This is a genomic window from Variovorax trehalosi, from assembly GCF_051216415.1.
Lineage (GTDB): Bacteria > Pseudomonadota > Gammaproteobacteria > Burkholderiales > Burkholderiaceae_C > Variovorax.
This window is the reverse complement of record NZ_JBPJZG010000004.1, coordinates 432,477-448,481: the sequence shown is the minus strand read 5'-3', so window position 1 is coordinate 448,481 and position 16,005 is coordinate 432,477. Positions and strand designations below refer to the sequence as shown.

Genomic DNA, 16,005 nt, shown 5'->3' with positions numbered 1-16,005 from the left:
GCCGAAAGGCGTAGGGTCGCTGGAGAGCAGCGGGTCTAACATGGGCAACGCGGACGCCATTAAATATCAAATACAAGTTAATTTCGTGATGTTTTTCCTGTCTTCCATGTTTGGCGTCGGGCTCCTAAGCTCGTCTGTCATGGGCTCAAAGCATCGATGAACTGGAACTTCCGCGTCCTCCGTGGGCTTGCGCGCCTCACCTTTGCCCAGCAGCTGATCCTGCTGGCGCTGGTGCCGGCCACCGCCGCCACGCTGACGGCGATTGCCGTGCTGACGCGCCAGCACCTGGGCAACCTCACCGAGCTGATGCGCGCCAATGCACAGACGGTGGCACTGCAGGTGGCCACGGTGGCGCAGGCGCCGCTCTCGCGCATGGACCGCCGCGCGCTGCAGCGCACGGCCCAGTCGGGCACCTACCAGCCACATGTGCAGCAGGTGCAGATCTGGACGGAAGACGGCGAGATCGTGGCCAACTCCGAGACCGTCGACCGTGCGCGCGGCGAGGGCCTGCAGGTGGTGGTGCCGATCGTGGCCGACGACGGCCGCCACAACGGCAAGGTGATGGTCGAGATCGGCCTCTCCGCGGTGCAGAACGCCCGCCGCTCGGTCTGGCTCAACGTGGCGGTGGTGCTGGCGATCAGCCTGCTGGGCGTGGGGCTCGCGGGCTGGTGGGCGGCGCGGCGCATCAGCGAGCCGATCCGCGCGCTCGGCAAGGCGGTCGACCGCCTGGGCGCGGGCGAGAACGCGAGCGTGGCGATCGAAGGCACCTCCGAGGTGCAACACCTGCAGCTGGGCTTCAACCAGGCGGCGCGCGCGCTCGCCGAGAGTCGCCGGCTGCTGCAAAGCCGCATCAACGAGGCCACTGCCGAGCTGGCGCGCAAGAACGCGCTGCTCGAAGTGGCGAGCCAGGCCAAGACGCGGCTCCTGGCCGCCGCCAGCCACGACCTGCGCCAGCCGCTGCATGCGCTCACGCTCTTTTCCGACGGGCTGGCCAACGGCGAGACCGATCCGGTGAAGCTGCAGCGCATCGGCCACATCCGCGAATGCGTCGAATCGCTCGACCGCCTCTTCTCGGAACTGCTCAACCTGTCGCAGCTGGATGCGGGTGTGCTTCAGCCGCAGTGGGCCGACTTTCCGCTGGACCGTCTGTTCGATGAAATCAGCCGCAACTTCCGCCCGGTGGCCGAGCAGCAGGGCCTCCGGCTGGTGGCGCGCAAGACCGAGCTGTGGGTGCGCTGCGACTACGTGATGCTCTCGCGCATCCTGAACAACCTGGTGTCGAACTCGCTGCGCCACACGCTCGAAGGCGGCGTGCTCATCGGCGCGCGGCGCCGCGGCAAGGGCGTGCGCATCGACGTGGTCGACACCGGCGTGGGGATCGCCGCGCAGCACCAGACGCGGGTGTTCGAGGAGTTCTACCAGGTGGAGTCGGCCGGTCGCGAGTCCTCGCGCGGTGCCCGCGGCATGGGCCTGGGCCTCGCGACGGTGCAGCGGCTGACGGAGCTCCTGAATACGCGCGTGGAACTCAGCTCGCGGCTTCACAAGGGCACCTGCGTGCGGGTGCTGATGCGCTCGGCGCCGGCCGTGCTGCCCTCGCCGGCGCCGTCGCCGATGGCCGCCGGCATGGAAGAGGGGGAACCGAGCTTTGCAAATCTGCTCATCCTGGTGATCGACGACGAGCGCACGATCCTCGAAGGGCTCTCCGTGGTGCTCGCCAACTGGGGCGCCGAGGTGCTGGTCGCGCAGACCCGTGCCGAGGCGCTCGCGCTGGCCGACACCTGGGAGCAGCCGCCCGACGTGGTGGTGAGCGACCTGCTGCTGCAGGGCGGCGACAACGGCCTGGACGTGATCGCCGCGCTGGAGCGCCATCCGCGCGGCATCGGCCCCGGCACGGCGCGCCTCCTGGTCACCGGCGAGACCAAGCCCGATCGCCTGCGCGAAGTGGCGAGCGCCGGCATCGCGGTGCTCTACAAGCCGGTCTCGCCGCGGGTGCTGCGCCAGTCGATCCACGCGCAGCGCGCCGCCGCACTGCTCAACATCGACGCATAGACCGTCGGACATAGGCCGTGCGGCCGCCGCGGTGTGAAGTTCGTCACGCTGGAACGGCGCCCCATGGACTGACATAGCCCCTCTGCCTTATCGCGCGAAACAGGGTGCGTCCTTACATTGGGTCATGCACCCTCGCTGCAGAAGCAGTCACATGTCCGTCGTCGCGAAACACCTCTCCCATCCCTTCCCCGGAAGGCTGCGCGGCGCCTTGCGCGCGGCGCTGGCCTTCGGCCTGACCGCGGGCGTGGCGGTCGGCCTCCTCGGCCTGTCGATGACCAGCCGCGCGGCCGCGGCCCCCAGCCTCACCGTGCTGATGAGCGACGACAACCCGGCGCATTCGGAATTCGTGCAGCAGCTGCGCGCGAGCCAGGAGCCCGGCGGCCGCTTCGAGCTGGTGCGCCTCTCGACCACCGGCGAGAGGCCGCAAACCATCGAGACGGCCGGCGCCGATACCGAACCACGTGCCAATGCGGGCGTTCGCACGCGCAGCATGCGGCCCTCGGCCGCCGACGCGAACCTCACCATGGCGGTGGGTGTCGCGGCCGCGCGCGCCGCCGTCGAGCGGCCGGGCCAGGAGCCGCTGGTGCTCGCGATGCTGAGCCGGCTCGACTACGAAACCCTGAAGGCCGCGAGCCCGGCCTTGAAGCGCAGCGACCGCCGCGTGGGCGTGCTGCTGCGCGACCCGGCGATGGCCGACCAGCTCACGCTCATCCATGCGGTGCTGCCGCAGAAGCACCGCATCGGCGTGGTCGCCACGCCCGAGTCGGAACCGCTGGTGCGCGAACTGCAGCGCGCCGCGCAGAGCGCCAACCCGGCGTGGGAGGTGCACGTCGAGTACGCGCCCGATGCCAGGTCGCTCGCCGCCGCACTGCGCACCGTGGTGCCGGTGAGCGACGCATTGATGGTGCTGCCCGACCTGATCGGCGACAACCAGGCGGCCACGCTGTCGGTGTTGCGCGCGGGCGCGGGCGCGGGCGTGCCGGTATTCGGCGCCAGCGAGGGGTTGGTGCGTTCGGGCGGCCTCGCCGCGGCGGTGTCGACGCCGTCGCAGCTCGCGCAGCAGGCGCGCCTGCTCGGCCAGAAAGTGGCGAGCGCAAGCAACAGCAGCAACAACAGCCCGCTGGTGGAAGCGGCAACGCCCGCCACCGTGCGCGTCAACGCCACCGTGGCACGCGGACTCGGCCTGCGCCTGCCGGAGGAACGGGAACTGACCGACCGTCTCGCGGCCACGCGATGAACGCCGCGCCGCCCCGCCCAGGTCCGGCATCCACCGGCGACGACGCGGCGCAACCGCGCACTGCGTCCGCACTGGTCGTGCGCGGCAACCTGCAGGGCGATCTGTTCCGCCTGGGCGTGGTGCCGTGCGCAGCGGTGGCGCTCGCGCTCACCGGCTGGTTCACCCACAACCGGTTGCAGACACTCGAAGCCCAATTCGATGCCGAAGGCCAGGCCGTGGCGCGCCAGGTGGCGGCCATGTCCGACCTGAGCCTGTATGCGGGCGATGTGCCGGCGCTGCAGAACGTGGCCAACGCGGCGCTGCGCGGCGGGCAGGTGATGCGGGTGGAGATCAGCAACAGCGCGGGCGTGTACGTGACGGCCGGGCCCAAGACGGAATCGCTCGCGCAACTGCGCATGTTCACTTCGCCGGTCACGCTGCGCGAAGCCTCGCGCGCCAGCGCCTTCGCGCCTGCCGGCTCCACCGCGGCGGGCGACACGCCCATCGGCCTGGTGCAGACCTTCCGCGACACCACGGCCTATGCGCGCGAGCGCAGCCGCTCGCTCATGGCGGGCATCGGCATTGCGCTGGTCGCTCTGCTGGCGGCGTGGGCTTCGGTGCGCCACATGGCACGCACGGTGGCGCGACCGCTGCGGCGCGTGTCGCGCACCGTCGCCGCGCTGGAAGCAGGCCACTTCGACATGCGCTGCGAAGTGGTCGAGGGCGGCACCCGCGGCACGCACGAGTTGGCCGTGCTCGCGCACGACATCGACCGGCTCGCCGAGCGCCTGCAGCACAACCGCCAGGTCAGCGAAGAGCGCGTGCGCGAGGCCACCGCCGTCGCGTTGCAGCGCATGGCCGAGGCCGAGCAGGCGGCGCTTTCTCGCGCGCGCTTCCTCGCGGCCGCGAGCCACGACCTGCGCCAGCCGCTGCATGCGATGGGCCTCTTCATCGACGGCCTGCTGCCCAGCGCTACGCCAGCGCAGCGCCCGGCCGTGCTGCGGCTGCAGGAGAGCACCGAGTTCATGGGCGTGCTGCTGGACGACCTGCTGGAGATTTCGCGGCTCGATGCGCAGGTGCTCACGCCTTCGATCACCCGCATCTCGCTGGCCGCCCTCTTCGACCAGCTCGATGCGCAGCATGCCGCCGCCGCCATCGAGGCGCGCGTGCGGTTGCGCTGGAGCGATCGGGGCCTGGCGGTGCGCACCGATGCGGCGATGCTGCAGCGCATCGTCAACAACCTGGTGGCCAATGCGCTGCGCCATGCGCCCGAAGGCGGCACCGTGCTGGTGGCCGCGCGGCACAGCGCGTCGGGTGTGCGCATCGAGGTGCGCGACAACGGCGTGGGCATCGCGCCGATCCACCAGGGCCGGATCTTCGAGGAGTTCTACCAGGTGGCGAACACCGAGCGCGACCGGCGCCGCGGCTTCGGCCTGGGCCTCGCGATCTGCGCGCGCATCGCGACGCTGCTGGGCACCCGCATCACCGTGCGTTCGGCGCTGCAGGCCGGCAGCACCTTCGCCTTCACGCTGCCCGCCGCGCGCGCCGCCGATGTCGTGCTGCCCGAGCCTGCCCCGGTGGCGCCCGCGCCGCTCGCGGGCCTGCGCTGCCTGGTGGTGGACGACGACCCCGCCATCCTCGACGGCAGCCGCGCGCTGCTGGAACAGTGGGGCTGCGAGGTCGAGTGCGTGTCCACCGGCGCCGAGGCCATCGCGCGGCTGGGCACCGGCGACATCCACTTCGATGCGGTGCTGTGCGACTTGCAATTGGCCGGCGACGGCGACGGCGTGGATGTGATCGAGGCCGCCAAGCGCCTGCAGCCCGATGCGCTCGCGGTGTTGGTGTCGGGCGCGACCGGGCCCGAGGTGCTGCAGCGGCTGCGGCATGGCGGGGTGATGCTGCTGACGAAGCCGGTGCCACCGGCCAAGTTGCGCGCACTGCTGACCACGCGGCGGCACGCGCACGTGGCGTGAAGCTCACGCCATTTCTGCGGTCCGCGAGAACTGCCGGCGGTACACCGTCGGCGACACCTTGAACGCCGAAGTGAAGTGCTTGCGCAGCGACACCGCGGAGCCGAAGCCCGCGCCGGTGGCCACGCGCTCGACCGGGTGGTCCGTGGTCTCGAGCAACCGTTGAGCCAACGCGAGGCGCTGGTTCTGGATCCACTGCCCCACCGTCGTGCCCGTCGATTCGCGAAAGCGCCGTGTGAAGGTGCGGCGGCTCATCAGTGCGCGGCGCGCGAGGTTGTCGAGTTCGTGCGGCACATCGAGATGCTTGCCCAGCCATTCGAGCAGCGGCGCGAGCCGGTCGCGCTCGGCCGTCGCGGGCACGGGCTGCTGGATGTACTGCGCCTGCCCGCCTTGCCGATGCGGTGCCACCACCATGCGCCGCGCGGCGCGGTTCGCGGTCTCGGCGCCGTAGCGCACGCGCAGCAGGTGCAGGCAGCAGTCGATGCCCGCGGCCGTGCCAGCAGAGGTGAGCACATCGCCGTCGTCCACGTACAACACCTCGGGCTGCAGCCTCACCTTCGGGTACTGCTTCGCGAACACGGCGGCGAGGTTCCAGTGCGTGGTGGCCGGCCGGCCATCGAGCAGTCCGGCCTCGGCCAGCACGAAGGCGCCGAGGCAGAGGCCCACCACCGTGGCGCCGCGCCGGTGCGCGGCCTGCAGCGCGCGGATCAACGCCGGCGGCGCGGGCCGTCCGTCGTCGCGCCATGAAGGCACCACCACGATCTGCGCCCGGCGGATCGCCTCCAGCCCATGCGGCACCACGAGCTCGAAGCCCGCATTGGTTTGCAGCGGCCCCGGCTCCGGCGCGCACACGCGCATGCGAAAACGCGGCGCACCCGTCTCGGTGCGGTCTTCGCCGAACACCATGCAGGGCACGGACAGGTGAAAGGGGCTGATGCCGTCGAAGGCAACGACGGCGATGGTTTCGGTGGTCGATCCAGACATGGCCCGATCTTATCGATGAATGGCTACCGGGCCACTTTCGGCGAGATGGCGAAAGGCGAAGAATCGAGCCCATACCAACCGAGAAGGAGCCAGACATGAGCAACGCCCCCACACCCCGCCGCGCCCTCGTCGTGATCGACGTGCAGAACGAATACTTCGAAGGCGGCGGCCTCCCGATCGAGTACCCGCCCATCCTCGACACGCTGCCCAACGTGACCAAGGCCATGGATGCCGCACGGGCAGCCGGCGTACCCGTCGTCGTGGTCCGCCACCACGCCCCGAAGGGCGCGCCGGTGTTCCAGGCCGACACCCACAACGGCCAGCTGCACCCGGAAATCGCGAACCGGCCGCGCGACCACCTGATCACCAAGACCTTTCCGAGCGTGTTCACCGGCACCGACTTCGCCGACTGGCTCACCCGCCACGAGATCGACACGCTGAGCGTGGCCGGCTACATGACGCAGAACTGCGACGCATCGACCGTGTTCGAGGCGATGCACCGCGGCCTGAACGTGGAGTTCCTGTCGGACGCGAGCGGCGCGCTGCCGTATGAAAACGCGGCGGGCAAGGTCACCGCGGAGGAGATCCACCGCGTCTTCAGCGTGGTGTTCCACAGCAACTTCGCGGCCGTGACCTCGACCGCGGCGTGGATCGCGGCGATGCAGGAAGGCCAGCCCATCGCGAAGGACAACGTGGTCATGTCCAACCGCCGCGCACGCGGCGTCTGAAGTCAGCGGGCCGAGGGCAATCCGGGTAGGCACAGGTGAGGCGCGGGTGCTATGGTGGCCCCCGCAGCCGCCCGCACGGCCCGTGCAGAACGCCCCCGAGGACATCCCGCCATGCCCGACCTCTCTGCCCTGAAAGACATCCGGCCCTTCGTCGCGACCCCGAGCTACGGCGGCACGATGACCAGCGTCTACGTGCGCAGCCTCCTGGGCCTGGTCAACCTGGCGTGGGAACACCGGTTCCCGATGCAGACACGTTTTCTCGATGGCGACAGCCTGATCACGCGCGCACGCAACCGTCTCGTCGCGGAGTTCATGGCCGACACCCGCTGGACGCACCTGTTCTGGATCGATGCGGACATCGGCTTCGAACCCGAGGCCGCCCTGCGGCTGTTGTGCGCGGGGCGCGACGTGGTGGCGGGCATCTACCCGCACAAGACCGACGGCTGGCCCGCGGGCGGGCTTCGCGAACCGCTGCCGACCGGCGCCACACGCGAAGATTTCGAGGCGCTGCATGCCAGCTTTCCGGCCAATGCGTTCGACACCCGCCTGTCGGTGGACGCGGAGGGATTCGTCGAGGTGCTGGATGCGCCCACCGGCTTCATGCTGATCGCGCGCAGCGTGTTCGAGCGCCTCGCCGCGGCCAATCCGCAACTGCGCTACACACCCGAGCGCGCCGCCGATCCCGCGGTGCGCGACCTGCCGCACTACCGCTTCTTCGACGTGCTCGCCGAACCCGACAACGGCGCCTACCTGGCAGAAGACTTCGCGTTCTGCCGCCGCTGGCAATCGATCGGCGGCCAGGTCTTCATCGATGCCCGCTCCAATCTGTCGCACCAGGGCACGCGCACCTACACAGGCCACTTCGGCCGCGCACTGGCCGTGCGCGAAGGCCGGTGAACACGATGACGCAGACCGCGCGCACTGCCATGGATCTGCGAGACATCCTCGCGCCGCAGCGATTGACCGAGGTGGTCGATGTCGGGGCCAGCCCGATCGACGGCGACCCGCCCTATCTCGCGATGCTGCGGGCCGGGCTGTGCGGGGTCACGGGCTTCGAGCCGCAGGCGCAGGCGCTGCGCGAACTGACACAGGCCCAGGGGCCGCTGGAGCGCTACCTGCCGTGGGCGCTCGGCGACGGCGGCATGCACACGCTGCATGTCTGCGCCGCGCCGGGCATGAGCAGCCTGCTCGCGCCCGATGCGCAATCGCTCGCGCTCTTCGAGGCCCTGCAGCCACTGGCCGAGGTTCGCGAACGGGTCGCGGTGCAGACGCGGCGGCTCGACGACATTGCCGAGATCGCGCATCTCGATTTCCTGAAGATCGATGCACAGGGCAGCGAGCTCGCGGTGTTCCGCGCAGGCCGCGCCAAGCTGGCGCAGGCCGTGATGGTGCAGGCCGAGGTGTCCTTCGTCACCCTCTACAAGGACCAGCCGACCCAGGGCGAGGTCGACCAGGAGCTGCGCGGCCAGGGCTTCGTGCCGCATTGCTTCGCCGCGGTGAAACAGTGGCCGATCGCGCCGTGCGTGGTGGATGGCGATCCGCGCCGGCCCCTGCGCCAGCTGCTGGAGGCCGACCTGGTCTACATGCGCGACATCCGCCGCCCCGAGGCGATGGACGACGAGCAGCTGCGGCACCTGGCCCTGCTCGCACACCACTGCCACGGCTCCTTCGATCTCGCACTGCGCTGCCTGCTGCTGCTCGAAGAGCGCCGCGCGGTCGAAGGCGGCGCGCAGCAGCGCTATCTGCAGATGCTTGCCGCGCGCAGCGGCTGAGCGTCGCTGTCAGAAGTCGGCGCAGCCGTTGCGCTTCTCGGTGTCCACGCAGCTCGAGAGGTTCGGCCGCGACCGCACGCGCGACCATTCGCGCGCCAGCACATCGCCACCCTGCGACGCGCGATCGCCTTCGAGCGCACCGGTCGCAAAGCAGATCGGCGGCGGGCCGATGTTGCGGTCGTAGAGCCAGGTGGAAGGCACTTCGCGCACCAGGTCGGGCAAGGGGAAGTCAGGCACCTGGAACACGACCGGGGGCGGCGGTGGTGGGGGCGGCGCCGCCGTGACCGTCAAGTCGCCCGGCCGCACGTTGACGGCATAGCCCGCGGCGGAAGCGAAGCTGCCATTGATCGCATAGACGCCCGGCGGGCTGCCCGGCGTCGCCGACGTGCCGGGCACACCGCTGAAGCTCGAATCCGTGTCGCCCAGGATCAGGCCGCCCACGCTGTACGTGAAGGGCGGATTGGCCTGCCCCTCGGGACGGGTCGCATTGCCGATCACCACCGTGGCCACCGGTTGCTGCGCATAGATGAAGTGGTTGTCGCCCGGCGACACCGTGACGGTGCACAACCCCAGGTACGCGCAGTGGTACAGGTTGGGCAGCGGGCCCGAGCCGAACAGGCCACCGCGCGTCTCGCCGACCCAGGTGTCGGCCCACACGCGCCACGGCGCGCCGGTGATCGTGTAGGCACCCAGGTTCTGAAAGCGCGAGGCGGCCACGAGATCGGTGCCGCCCGTGCTGCTGACGTTGGTGCCCAGCAGCAGGTCGCCGGACAGCGTGCGCACGAACACGGTGTCGGCCGCCATCGAGGTGGCCGACTGGAGCTGCGGCGCATTGCCCGCGGCATCGAAGCCCGTGACGGACACCGACCCCAGCTGCACGGTGTCGACATCGACATAGCGGAAGGCACCGGCCGCGCCGCCGCCCACCGTGGCCGCGCTGACGTTGTTCGGCGCCTTGTCGAGCAGCACGCTGCCGCCGGTGGAGCGCGCCATCAGCGTGCCGGCGGTGATGGGCGCGCCCGCGACCTGCGTGATGTTGCCGGCGCTCAGCAGCCCGAGCCGCGTCGCCGTGATGGCGCCGCCGAGCTGGATGTTGCCGCCACCACCGTTCTGCAGGGTCAGCGCGGAGGGCAGAGTCAGCGGCCCCACGACATCGATGTTCGCGGCATGCGCGTTGCTCCCCGCCACGATGGTGGCGGCCGTGAGGCGCCCGAACTCCGCGGCCGAGACCGCGAAGCCGGTGGCGGCCGTGCCGCCAAGGGTGATCGGCGTCGCCGTCTGGTCCAGACCGTTGCCCGCGGCATCAACGCCGCCCGGCCGCAGGTTGATCACATTGGCGGCGCTGACCTTGCCGTCGATCACCAGCGCATCGGTGCTGCCGTCGTTGCCGGCCCGCAGCACCGTGTTGCCGCCGGCGGACACGATGACGTCCGCAAGGACGGGCGGGACCGCGCCGCCCAGCGGCGCCTGCGGGCCGACCCGCACGCCGGCGCCGTTGCCGACGGACTGGCCGCTCAGCTCGATGTCGCCGGTGCCGGTGGTCACGACCTGCGCGCCCGTGGTCAATCGCACGCCGTCGCCGACGAGGTTTCCGCCGGCCTGGCGCAGCCCGCGCACCGTGATGTCGCCGTCGATCGAGCGCAGCGCCGATTGGTCGATGATCACGCCGTGGCCCGGCGAAGTGCCCGCGCTGGTGACGCTGTTGCCCACGCCCAGCACGGTGATGTTGCCCGTGGTGCTCGTGATCTCGGTCTGCCGGTTCGGGATGCCGGTCGCGACGAAGCGCGAGCCCAGGCGCACGCCCGATGCGCCTTCGGCTGTTCCGGTGATGTTCACGTTGCCGGTCGAGGTCGAGATGTGCACGCCGTCGATGGCGACGGCGGCGTCGCCGATGCCGCCCAGCCCGATGCTCTTGCCGACGATCGTGACCGAGCCGCCCGCCCCCGCATCGCTGCGGCCCACGCGGGTGTCGATCTCGTTGCCGTCGAGGTGCACGCTGACACCTTGATTGCTGGGGTTGGCCCAGCTGCCGTTCATCACGACGTTGCCGCCGTTGGTGTAGATGTCGCCGCTGTAGCTGATCTGCCCGCCGCCGGTGGCCGTGCCGCCGTTGTTCACGTCGGCGTTGAACACCACGTTGAGTGTGCCGCCCCCGGTGGACTGGATCACCGTGCCCGCGTCGCCGCGCACGCTGCGGTTGGCATCGAGCTGGAAGGTCACCGCACCCTTGTTGGTGCTGTAGTTGATGTTGACGGCGCCCTTCGCGTTCGACATGTGGATGTCGCCAAGGAGCGCAGAGCCGGTGCTGCCGGTGCCGATCGTCACGCTGGTGCCCGCGTTGAGCGCGGCATTGATGTCGCCGTCCTGGATGGTCGAGGTGGCGATCGGATCGAACGGGTTGCCGGTCAGGGAGCCCGCGGCGACGCCGCTCACGATATCGACGTCGAACGGATCGATCAGCCACGAGCCCGCGCTGCCCACCGGCGCCGAGGCGTCGGCGCGAATGCCGGCCAGGTCGAACTGCGCGGCCGAGGTCTCGATGAAGCCGCCGTTGCCGCCCTCTGCGCCGCCGCGCGCCGAAAGGCTGCCGTAGGCGCGCAGGCTGTCGCCCGCGACCACCTTCACGGTGCCGCCGTTGCCCGAGCCGGTGGCGTTGGCCTCCAGGCTGGCGTTGGCACCCACGGCGATCACGCCGGTGGCGGCGATGTCAATGCTTCCACCGCCGGTGGCGCCGCTCGCATCCAGGCGTCCGATCAGCGGTGCATCGTCGAACTGCTCCGCGCCGTCGATGACGATGTTGCGGCCCCGCACCGAGATGTTGCCGCCCTTGCCGGTCTCGCTCATGACCGACAGCAGCGCGGGCTGGGGTGCGGCCGCGAGCGCACCCGGTTCCGGTGCTGCGGCGAGCGCGAAGGAGCCCGAGCCGAAGGTTTCCATGCGCAGCGACACGTCGGTGCCCTGGCCGTCGATGGCGATCGTGCCGCCGGAGGTGCGCAGCGGATTCGGCTGTGCTTCGTTGGCCCGCACGACGACGCCGTAGACCTGACCGAACGGGGTCACCACGATGTTGCCGCCGTCGTCGAGCGTCGAGGTGAAGCTCTGGTTGCCGGCGCGTCCGTTGACGTCGATGCGCTGTCCCGCGCCCGCCGTGACGCTGCCGTAGATCGAGACACCCTGGCTGCTGCCGGCGAAGTCGTTCTGTGCGGCAAACGCCTTGCTGGTGCGAAACCCGTCGAGGTCGGCGCCGGTGCCGTCGATGCGCACATTGCGATCGCTCGCGATCGAGGCGCCGTCGATGAGCACCGCGGAACTCGAACCCACGCCGGCGGCGGGCATGGCGTCGTTCCATGCAGCGCCGCGCCCGGTGATCGCGATGTCGCCCGAAGCAGCCACGCCGGCGCCGTTCTGCACCGCCACGCCGCTTGCTCCGAAGCCCGCCACGCCGTCGAGCGAGACACCGCCGGTGCCGGCCTGCACGGTGCTGTCGTTCGTCACCGACACGCCGCGGCTTCCCACATAGAAGCCGCCGGTGCCCGATGGATCGGACACCCAACTGCGGCCCTGGCCGCGCATCAAGACTTGGCCGCTGCCGTTGGTGGTGACCGAGCTTTTGCTCAGGTAGACGCCGTCGCGCCACGAATCGTCGGGCTCGGTGGTGTGCGAGGCCGAGCCGCCGATGGCGCGGCCGTTGGCCGCGTCGCCCTGGCCGAAGAAGCGCACCGAGCCGCCATTGGCGTTGATGGTGGCGCCGTCGAGGCGAATCGAGGCTGCGTAGTCGAGTTCGGTGACCGGCCCTGAACCGCTGTTGATCTGCGCCGCGTTCTGCGCCACGCGGCCGGTGGAGTCGGCGTTGAAGTCGACGTGCAGCGCGCCGGTGCCGGCATCGATGACCGAGCCCGTGGCCATCGTGATGCCGCCCGCCGAATCGACCCTGAGCGTGGCGGTGCCGCCTTCGGTCTTGATGACCTTGGCATCCGCGGCGAAGCGCACGCCCGCGTTGTCGCCGATGTTGCTGCTGGAGAGCGTCACATCGGTGCCGCGGCCAAGCGCGCCGCCGATGCCTTCGGCGCTCACGTTGGTGATCGACAACGGCGGGTAGGCACTGTCGTAGGCCGGAATGTCGCCGGCCGAAACGACATTGAGATCGGATGTGGCTGCGACCGTCCAGCGGCCGTTGGCGCCGCCCTGGGCACCGCCGCCCGCATCCACCTTCGCCGGGTTGATGCGCAGGAAATCGCCCGAGGTCGAGATCGCCCCGCCCGCGCCGCTGCCGGCGCCACGCGCGCTCAGTTCGCCGAACACCTGCGCATGCGATTCGCGCTCGGGCGCGGCGAGGCCGTCCACCAGGACCTGGCCCGTGGCCGTGCCCACGTCGATGGTGCCGCCCGTGCCCTGGCCCGTGGCGCTGGCGCGCAGCGCCGAGCCCGACGACAGCGCCACGTCGTAGCCGCGCACGGTGACCGTGCCGCCACCAGCCTGCCCGCTGGCATCGACCACCGCCTGCTGGCCTTTGTCGGTGGCCTGCAGCTGCACCTGCCCCGCCACGATGCGGATGGTGCCGCCGCGCTCGCCGGCCGCGTCGCCGGTAGCGTCAAGCGTGCCGCCGGTCATCGCGACCTGGTTGTCCCGCCCGCCGCCCAGGATGATCTCGCCGTTGCGCGTGCCGATGCTGCGCGCGCGCACCGTGCCGGTCTGGTTGACCACCAGTTCGCCCACCGTGGTGGAGCTGCCGATGAGCGCCACGCGCCCGCCGTCGGCCTGGATCGTTCCGCTGTTGCCCACGCTCGCGCTGGCGGCCATGGCATCGGGTGCGATCACGAGGTTGGTGAGCCCGTCGCCCACGAGGTCCAGCGTGATCCTGCGGCCCGAAGCCAGCGCCACCGTGCCGCCGTCGGCCGTGATGGTGCCGGTGCTGCCGTTGCCCACCACCGCGCCCATCAGCACCACGGGTCCGCCGCCGGTGGCGGTGATGTTGCCGAGGTTGCGCACCGAGGCCGAGTTGGCGTCTGCGCGCTCGAACGTGAGCGTGGTGGCGCCGTCCATGAAGCTCTTGTCGCTGGTCGTCATGGCCAGCGTGGAGGCGATGAGGCCACCCACGTTCACCGTCGCGCCCTGGCTGAACATCACGCCGTTGGGGTTGACCAGGATCACGCGCCCGTTGGCGTTGAGCTGGCCCGCGATGGTCGAGAGCTCGTTGCCGGTGACGCGATTGAGCAGCACGCTGGATGCGTTCGGCTGCGCGATGTTGACGGTGCCGCCCGGGCCGATCGAGAAGGACTGCCAGTTGGCGATGCCGCGCGCGAGCGGCTGGTTGATGTTCATCACGGCGCCGCTCTGCGTCATCGTGACGCCGCCGGCGATCGGGAGAAAGCCCGTGGGCAACACCTGCGCGATGGCCGGCGAGAGACCCGCGCACAACAGCGAGATCGCCAGGGGCCGCAGTTGCAGGCCGCGATGGTGGCGGGCCCCTTGGCGGGAGAGATTGCGTTGCTTCATGGTCAGAACGCCTTGATGAGCTGGACGTAGAGGCGCGGATTGCGCCCACCGCCGTCGGTCTGCGCCGGCGGCGTGCCGGCGCGCCAGGCGAGCGTGGCGTTGATCGAGAAATTGCCCGGCCGCGACCAGCTCACGCCCACGCCGTAGCCGCGCAGGCTGTGGCTGTTGGGGCCGTCGAAGACCGTGGGGTTGCGCACCATCTTTCCGCGTGCGGCGTCGTAGAACACGAAGGGCGTGAGCTCCTCGTTGAACGACCAGCGCCACTCGACGGTGCCGATCACGCCCTGGTCCACCAGCAGTTCGCCCGATGGGTACGCACGCACCGCGCGCGCGCCGCCGAGCGCGAGCTTTTCGGAGCCGTCGAGGTTCTTGCTCGCCCACTGGCCGCCGACCGAGAGGTACAGCGAATGGCGCGGCACGATGGCCTGCAGCCGCGAAAGCTGGAAGCTCAGCTTGGTGAAGCCGCCTTCGGTGTTGTGGCCGCCGAGGCTCTGGTCGGCCAGGCGGCTCTCCGGATCGCGGATCGAGAGGTTGCCGTGGTACAGCGTGCCGGAACTGGCCCAGTAGCCGCCGCCGAACACCTCGTCGCGGCGCTCCCAGGTCCAGCCCATGCTGAGGCCATGGATGCGCTTGCGCGAATTGCTGTTGACGATGCCGACCTCGTCGGTCAGGTCCTTGATGTCGGCGCCCAAGCGCAGGAACAGGTTCTGCTGGCGCTGGCGGATCAGCGGATAGTTGAGCGAGAAGTCGAGCACGTTGGCGCGGCCGCGCGCCTCGTAGTCCGCGAACTGCCCGCCGAGCTCGTAGTTCACGCGCGCCAGGCCCACGCCCGCACGCAACCCGCTGGTGCCGATGGGCGCCTCGTACGCGATGCGGCCGAACTGCAGGTCGTTGCTGTCGGACACCATCAGGCGCATGTCGAGGTTGTCGCCGATGCCGAAGGGGCTGAGCCAGCGCGCGGTGCCGCCGACGCGGTAGCGTCCCGATTCCTTGGTGCCGTGGTTGTCGGCCTCGGCCGTGAAGGCCCAGCGCGGCGCGGCGGCCACTTCGACCGAGAGGTCGGTGGTGCCGGGCGCCGTGCCTTCCTGCAGCCCCGAAGACACCTTGACGCCGGGCTGGTCCGACAGCAGCAGCATCGAACGCTCGTAGCTCTGCGCGCTGACCGCTTCGCCCGGTTGCAGCGGCGCGAGAAAGCCGCGCACGCGCGCCTCGCTGAGCGGCGCATCGGGCGCAACGACCACGTCGACCTTGCCCAGGCGCCCTTCGATCACGCTGATCTCGACGATGCCGTCGCGCACCGTCTGCACCGGCACGATGGCCTGCGCGAGGAAGTAGCCGCGCTCCTTGTAGCGCGCGGTGATCGCCTGCGCGAGCCCTTCGAGATCGCCCAGCGTGACGTCGCGGCCGATGTAGGGCGTGGTGATCGATTGCAGCTCTTCGTTGGTCAGCGCCTTGACGCCGTTCAGGCGCAGGTCGTTGAGCTTGAACGTCGTGCCGGCGGGACGCGGCGGTGCGGGCAGGCTCTGCGGCGCGACGGTGCCTGTCGCTTGCGCGAGCGGGCGATCGCAGGTGCCGCACGGGTCCTTGGTCGGGAGCAGTTCGGTGGTGCCGGCGTCTACCTCGGCTGCATGAGTGCGTTGGGCCGCAAGCAGCAGGGCCGCACTCACCAGAGCGGTGACCGCGAGCGCGATCGGCGTGGACCGTTGACTAAGGCGCATCTCAGTGACCATGGCAGTTCTTCTTTTTCGTGGGGGCCGCCGCGCACGGCCGCCCGAAGCGGCCGGCCCGCC

The 16,005-nt window shown here is 70.6% G+C and carries 9 protein-coding genes; 6 read left to right on the top strand and 3 right to left on the bottom strand.

Annotated elements, in window-relative coordinates:
- Positions 1-156: 156 nt before the first annotated feature.
- The 3 genes from ACSFA7_RS17665 to ACSFA7_RS17655 all read left to right on the top strand — a co-directional run bounded on the left by ACSFA7_RS17665 (position 157) and on the right by ACSFA7_RS17655 (position 5,238).
- On the top strand, positions 157-2,049 hold the full coding sequence (locus ACSFA7_RS17665; RefSeq protein WP_435500580.1) for an ATP-binding response regulator: 1,893 nt from the start codon (positions 157-159) through the stop codon (positions 2,047-2,049).
- A 151-nt stretch (positions 2,050-2,200) separates the two neighbouring features.
- A complete protein-coding gene (locus ACSFA7_RS17660; RefSeq protein ID WP_435500579.1) occupies positions 2,201-3,286 on the top strand; it encodes an ABC transporter substrate binding protein in 1,086 nt (361 codons plus the stop codon).
- A complete protein-coding gene (locus ACSFA7_RS17655; protein ID WP_435500578.1) occupies positions 3,283-5,238 on the top strand; it encodes a hybrid sensor histidine kinase/response regulator in 1,956 nt (651 codons plus the stop codon). Before ACSFA7_RS17660 ends, ACSFA7_RS17655 begins: the two co-directional genes overlap by 4 nt.
- A gap of 3 nt (positions 5,239-5,241) precedes the next feature.
- On the opposite strand, the gene ACSFA7_RS17650 is transcribed toward ACSFA7_RS17655, so the two are convergent.
- Entirely contained in the window at positions 5,242-6,219 is a 978-nt protein-coding gene (locus ACSFA7_RS17650) for a GlxA family transcriptional regulator (protein ID WP_435500577.1), read from the bottom strand.
- Between the two features lie 95 nt (positions 6,220-6,314).
- On the opposite strand from ACSFA7_RS17650, the gene ACSFA7_RS17645 reads away from it, so the two are divergent.
- The 3 genes from ACSFA7_RS17645 (at position 6,315) to ACSFA7_RS17635 (ending at position 8,719) form a co-directional block, all read left to right on the top strand.
- Positions 6,315-6,947 carry a cysteine hydrolase family protein gene (locus tag ACSFA7_RS17645; RefSeq protein WP_435500576.1) on the top strand — a complete coding sequence of 211 codons (633 nt, stop codon included), beginning with the start codon at positions 6,315-6,317 and terminating at the stop codon, positions 6,945-6,947.
- Positions 6,948-7,058: 111 nt separating this feature from the next.
- Entirely contained in the window at positions 7,059-7,844 is a 786-nt protein-coding gene (locus ACSFA7_RS17640) for a hypothetical protein (protein WP_435500575.1), read from the top strand.
- 5 nt (positions 7,845-7,849) lie between these two features.
- Positions 7,850-8,719, top strand: coding sequence for an FkbM family methyltransferase (locus ACSFA7_RS17635; protein ID WP_435500574.1), 870 nt, complete (start codon positions 7,850-7,852; stop codon positions 8,717-8,719).
- 9 nt (positions 8,720-8,728) lie between these two features.
- Here ACSFA7_RS17635 and ACSFA7_RS17630 read toward each other — a convergent pair whose 3' ends face one another.
- Together ACSFA7_RS17630 and ACSFA7_RS17625 are read right to left on the bottom strand one after the other, a co-directional pair.
- Positions 8,729-14,215: a two-partner secretion domain-containing protein gene (locus ACSFA7_RS17630; protein ID WP_435500573.1), complete on the bottom strand. Its 5,487-nt coding sequence runs from the start codon at positions 14,213-14,215 to the stop codon at positions 8,729-8,731.
- 2 nt (positions 14,216-14,217) lie between these two features.
- Positions 14,218-15,945 (bottom strand): ShlB/FhaC/HecB family hemolysin secretion/activation protein, encoded by a 1,728-nt coding sequence (locus tag ACSFA7_RS17625; RefSeq protein ID WP_435500572.1) that lies wholly within the window; start codon positions 15,943-15,945, stop codon positions 14,218-14,220.
- Positions 15,946-16,005: the final 60 nt, after the last annotated feature.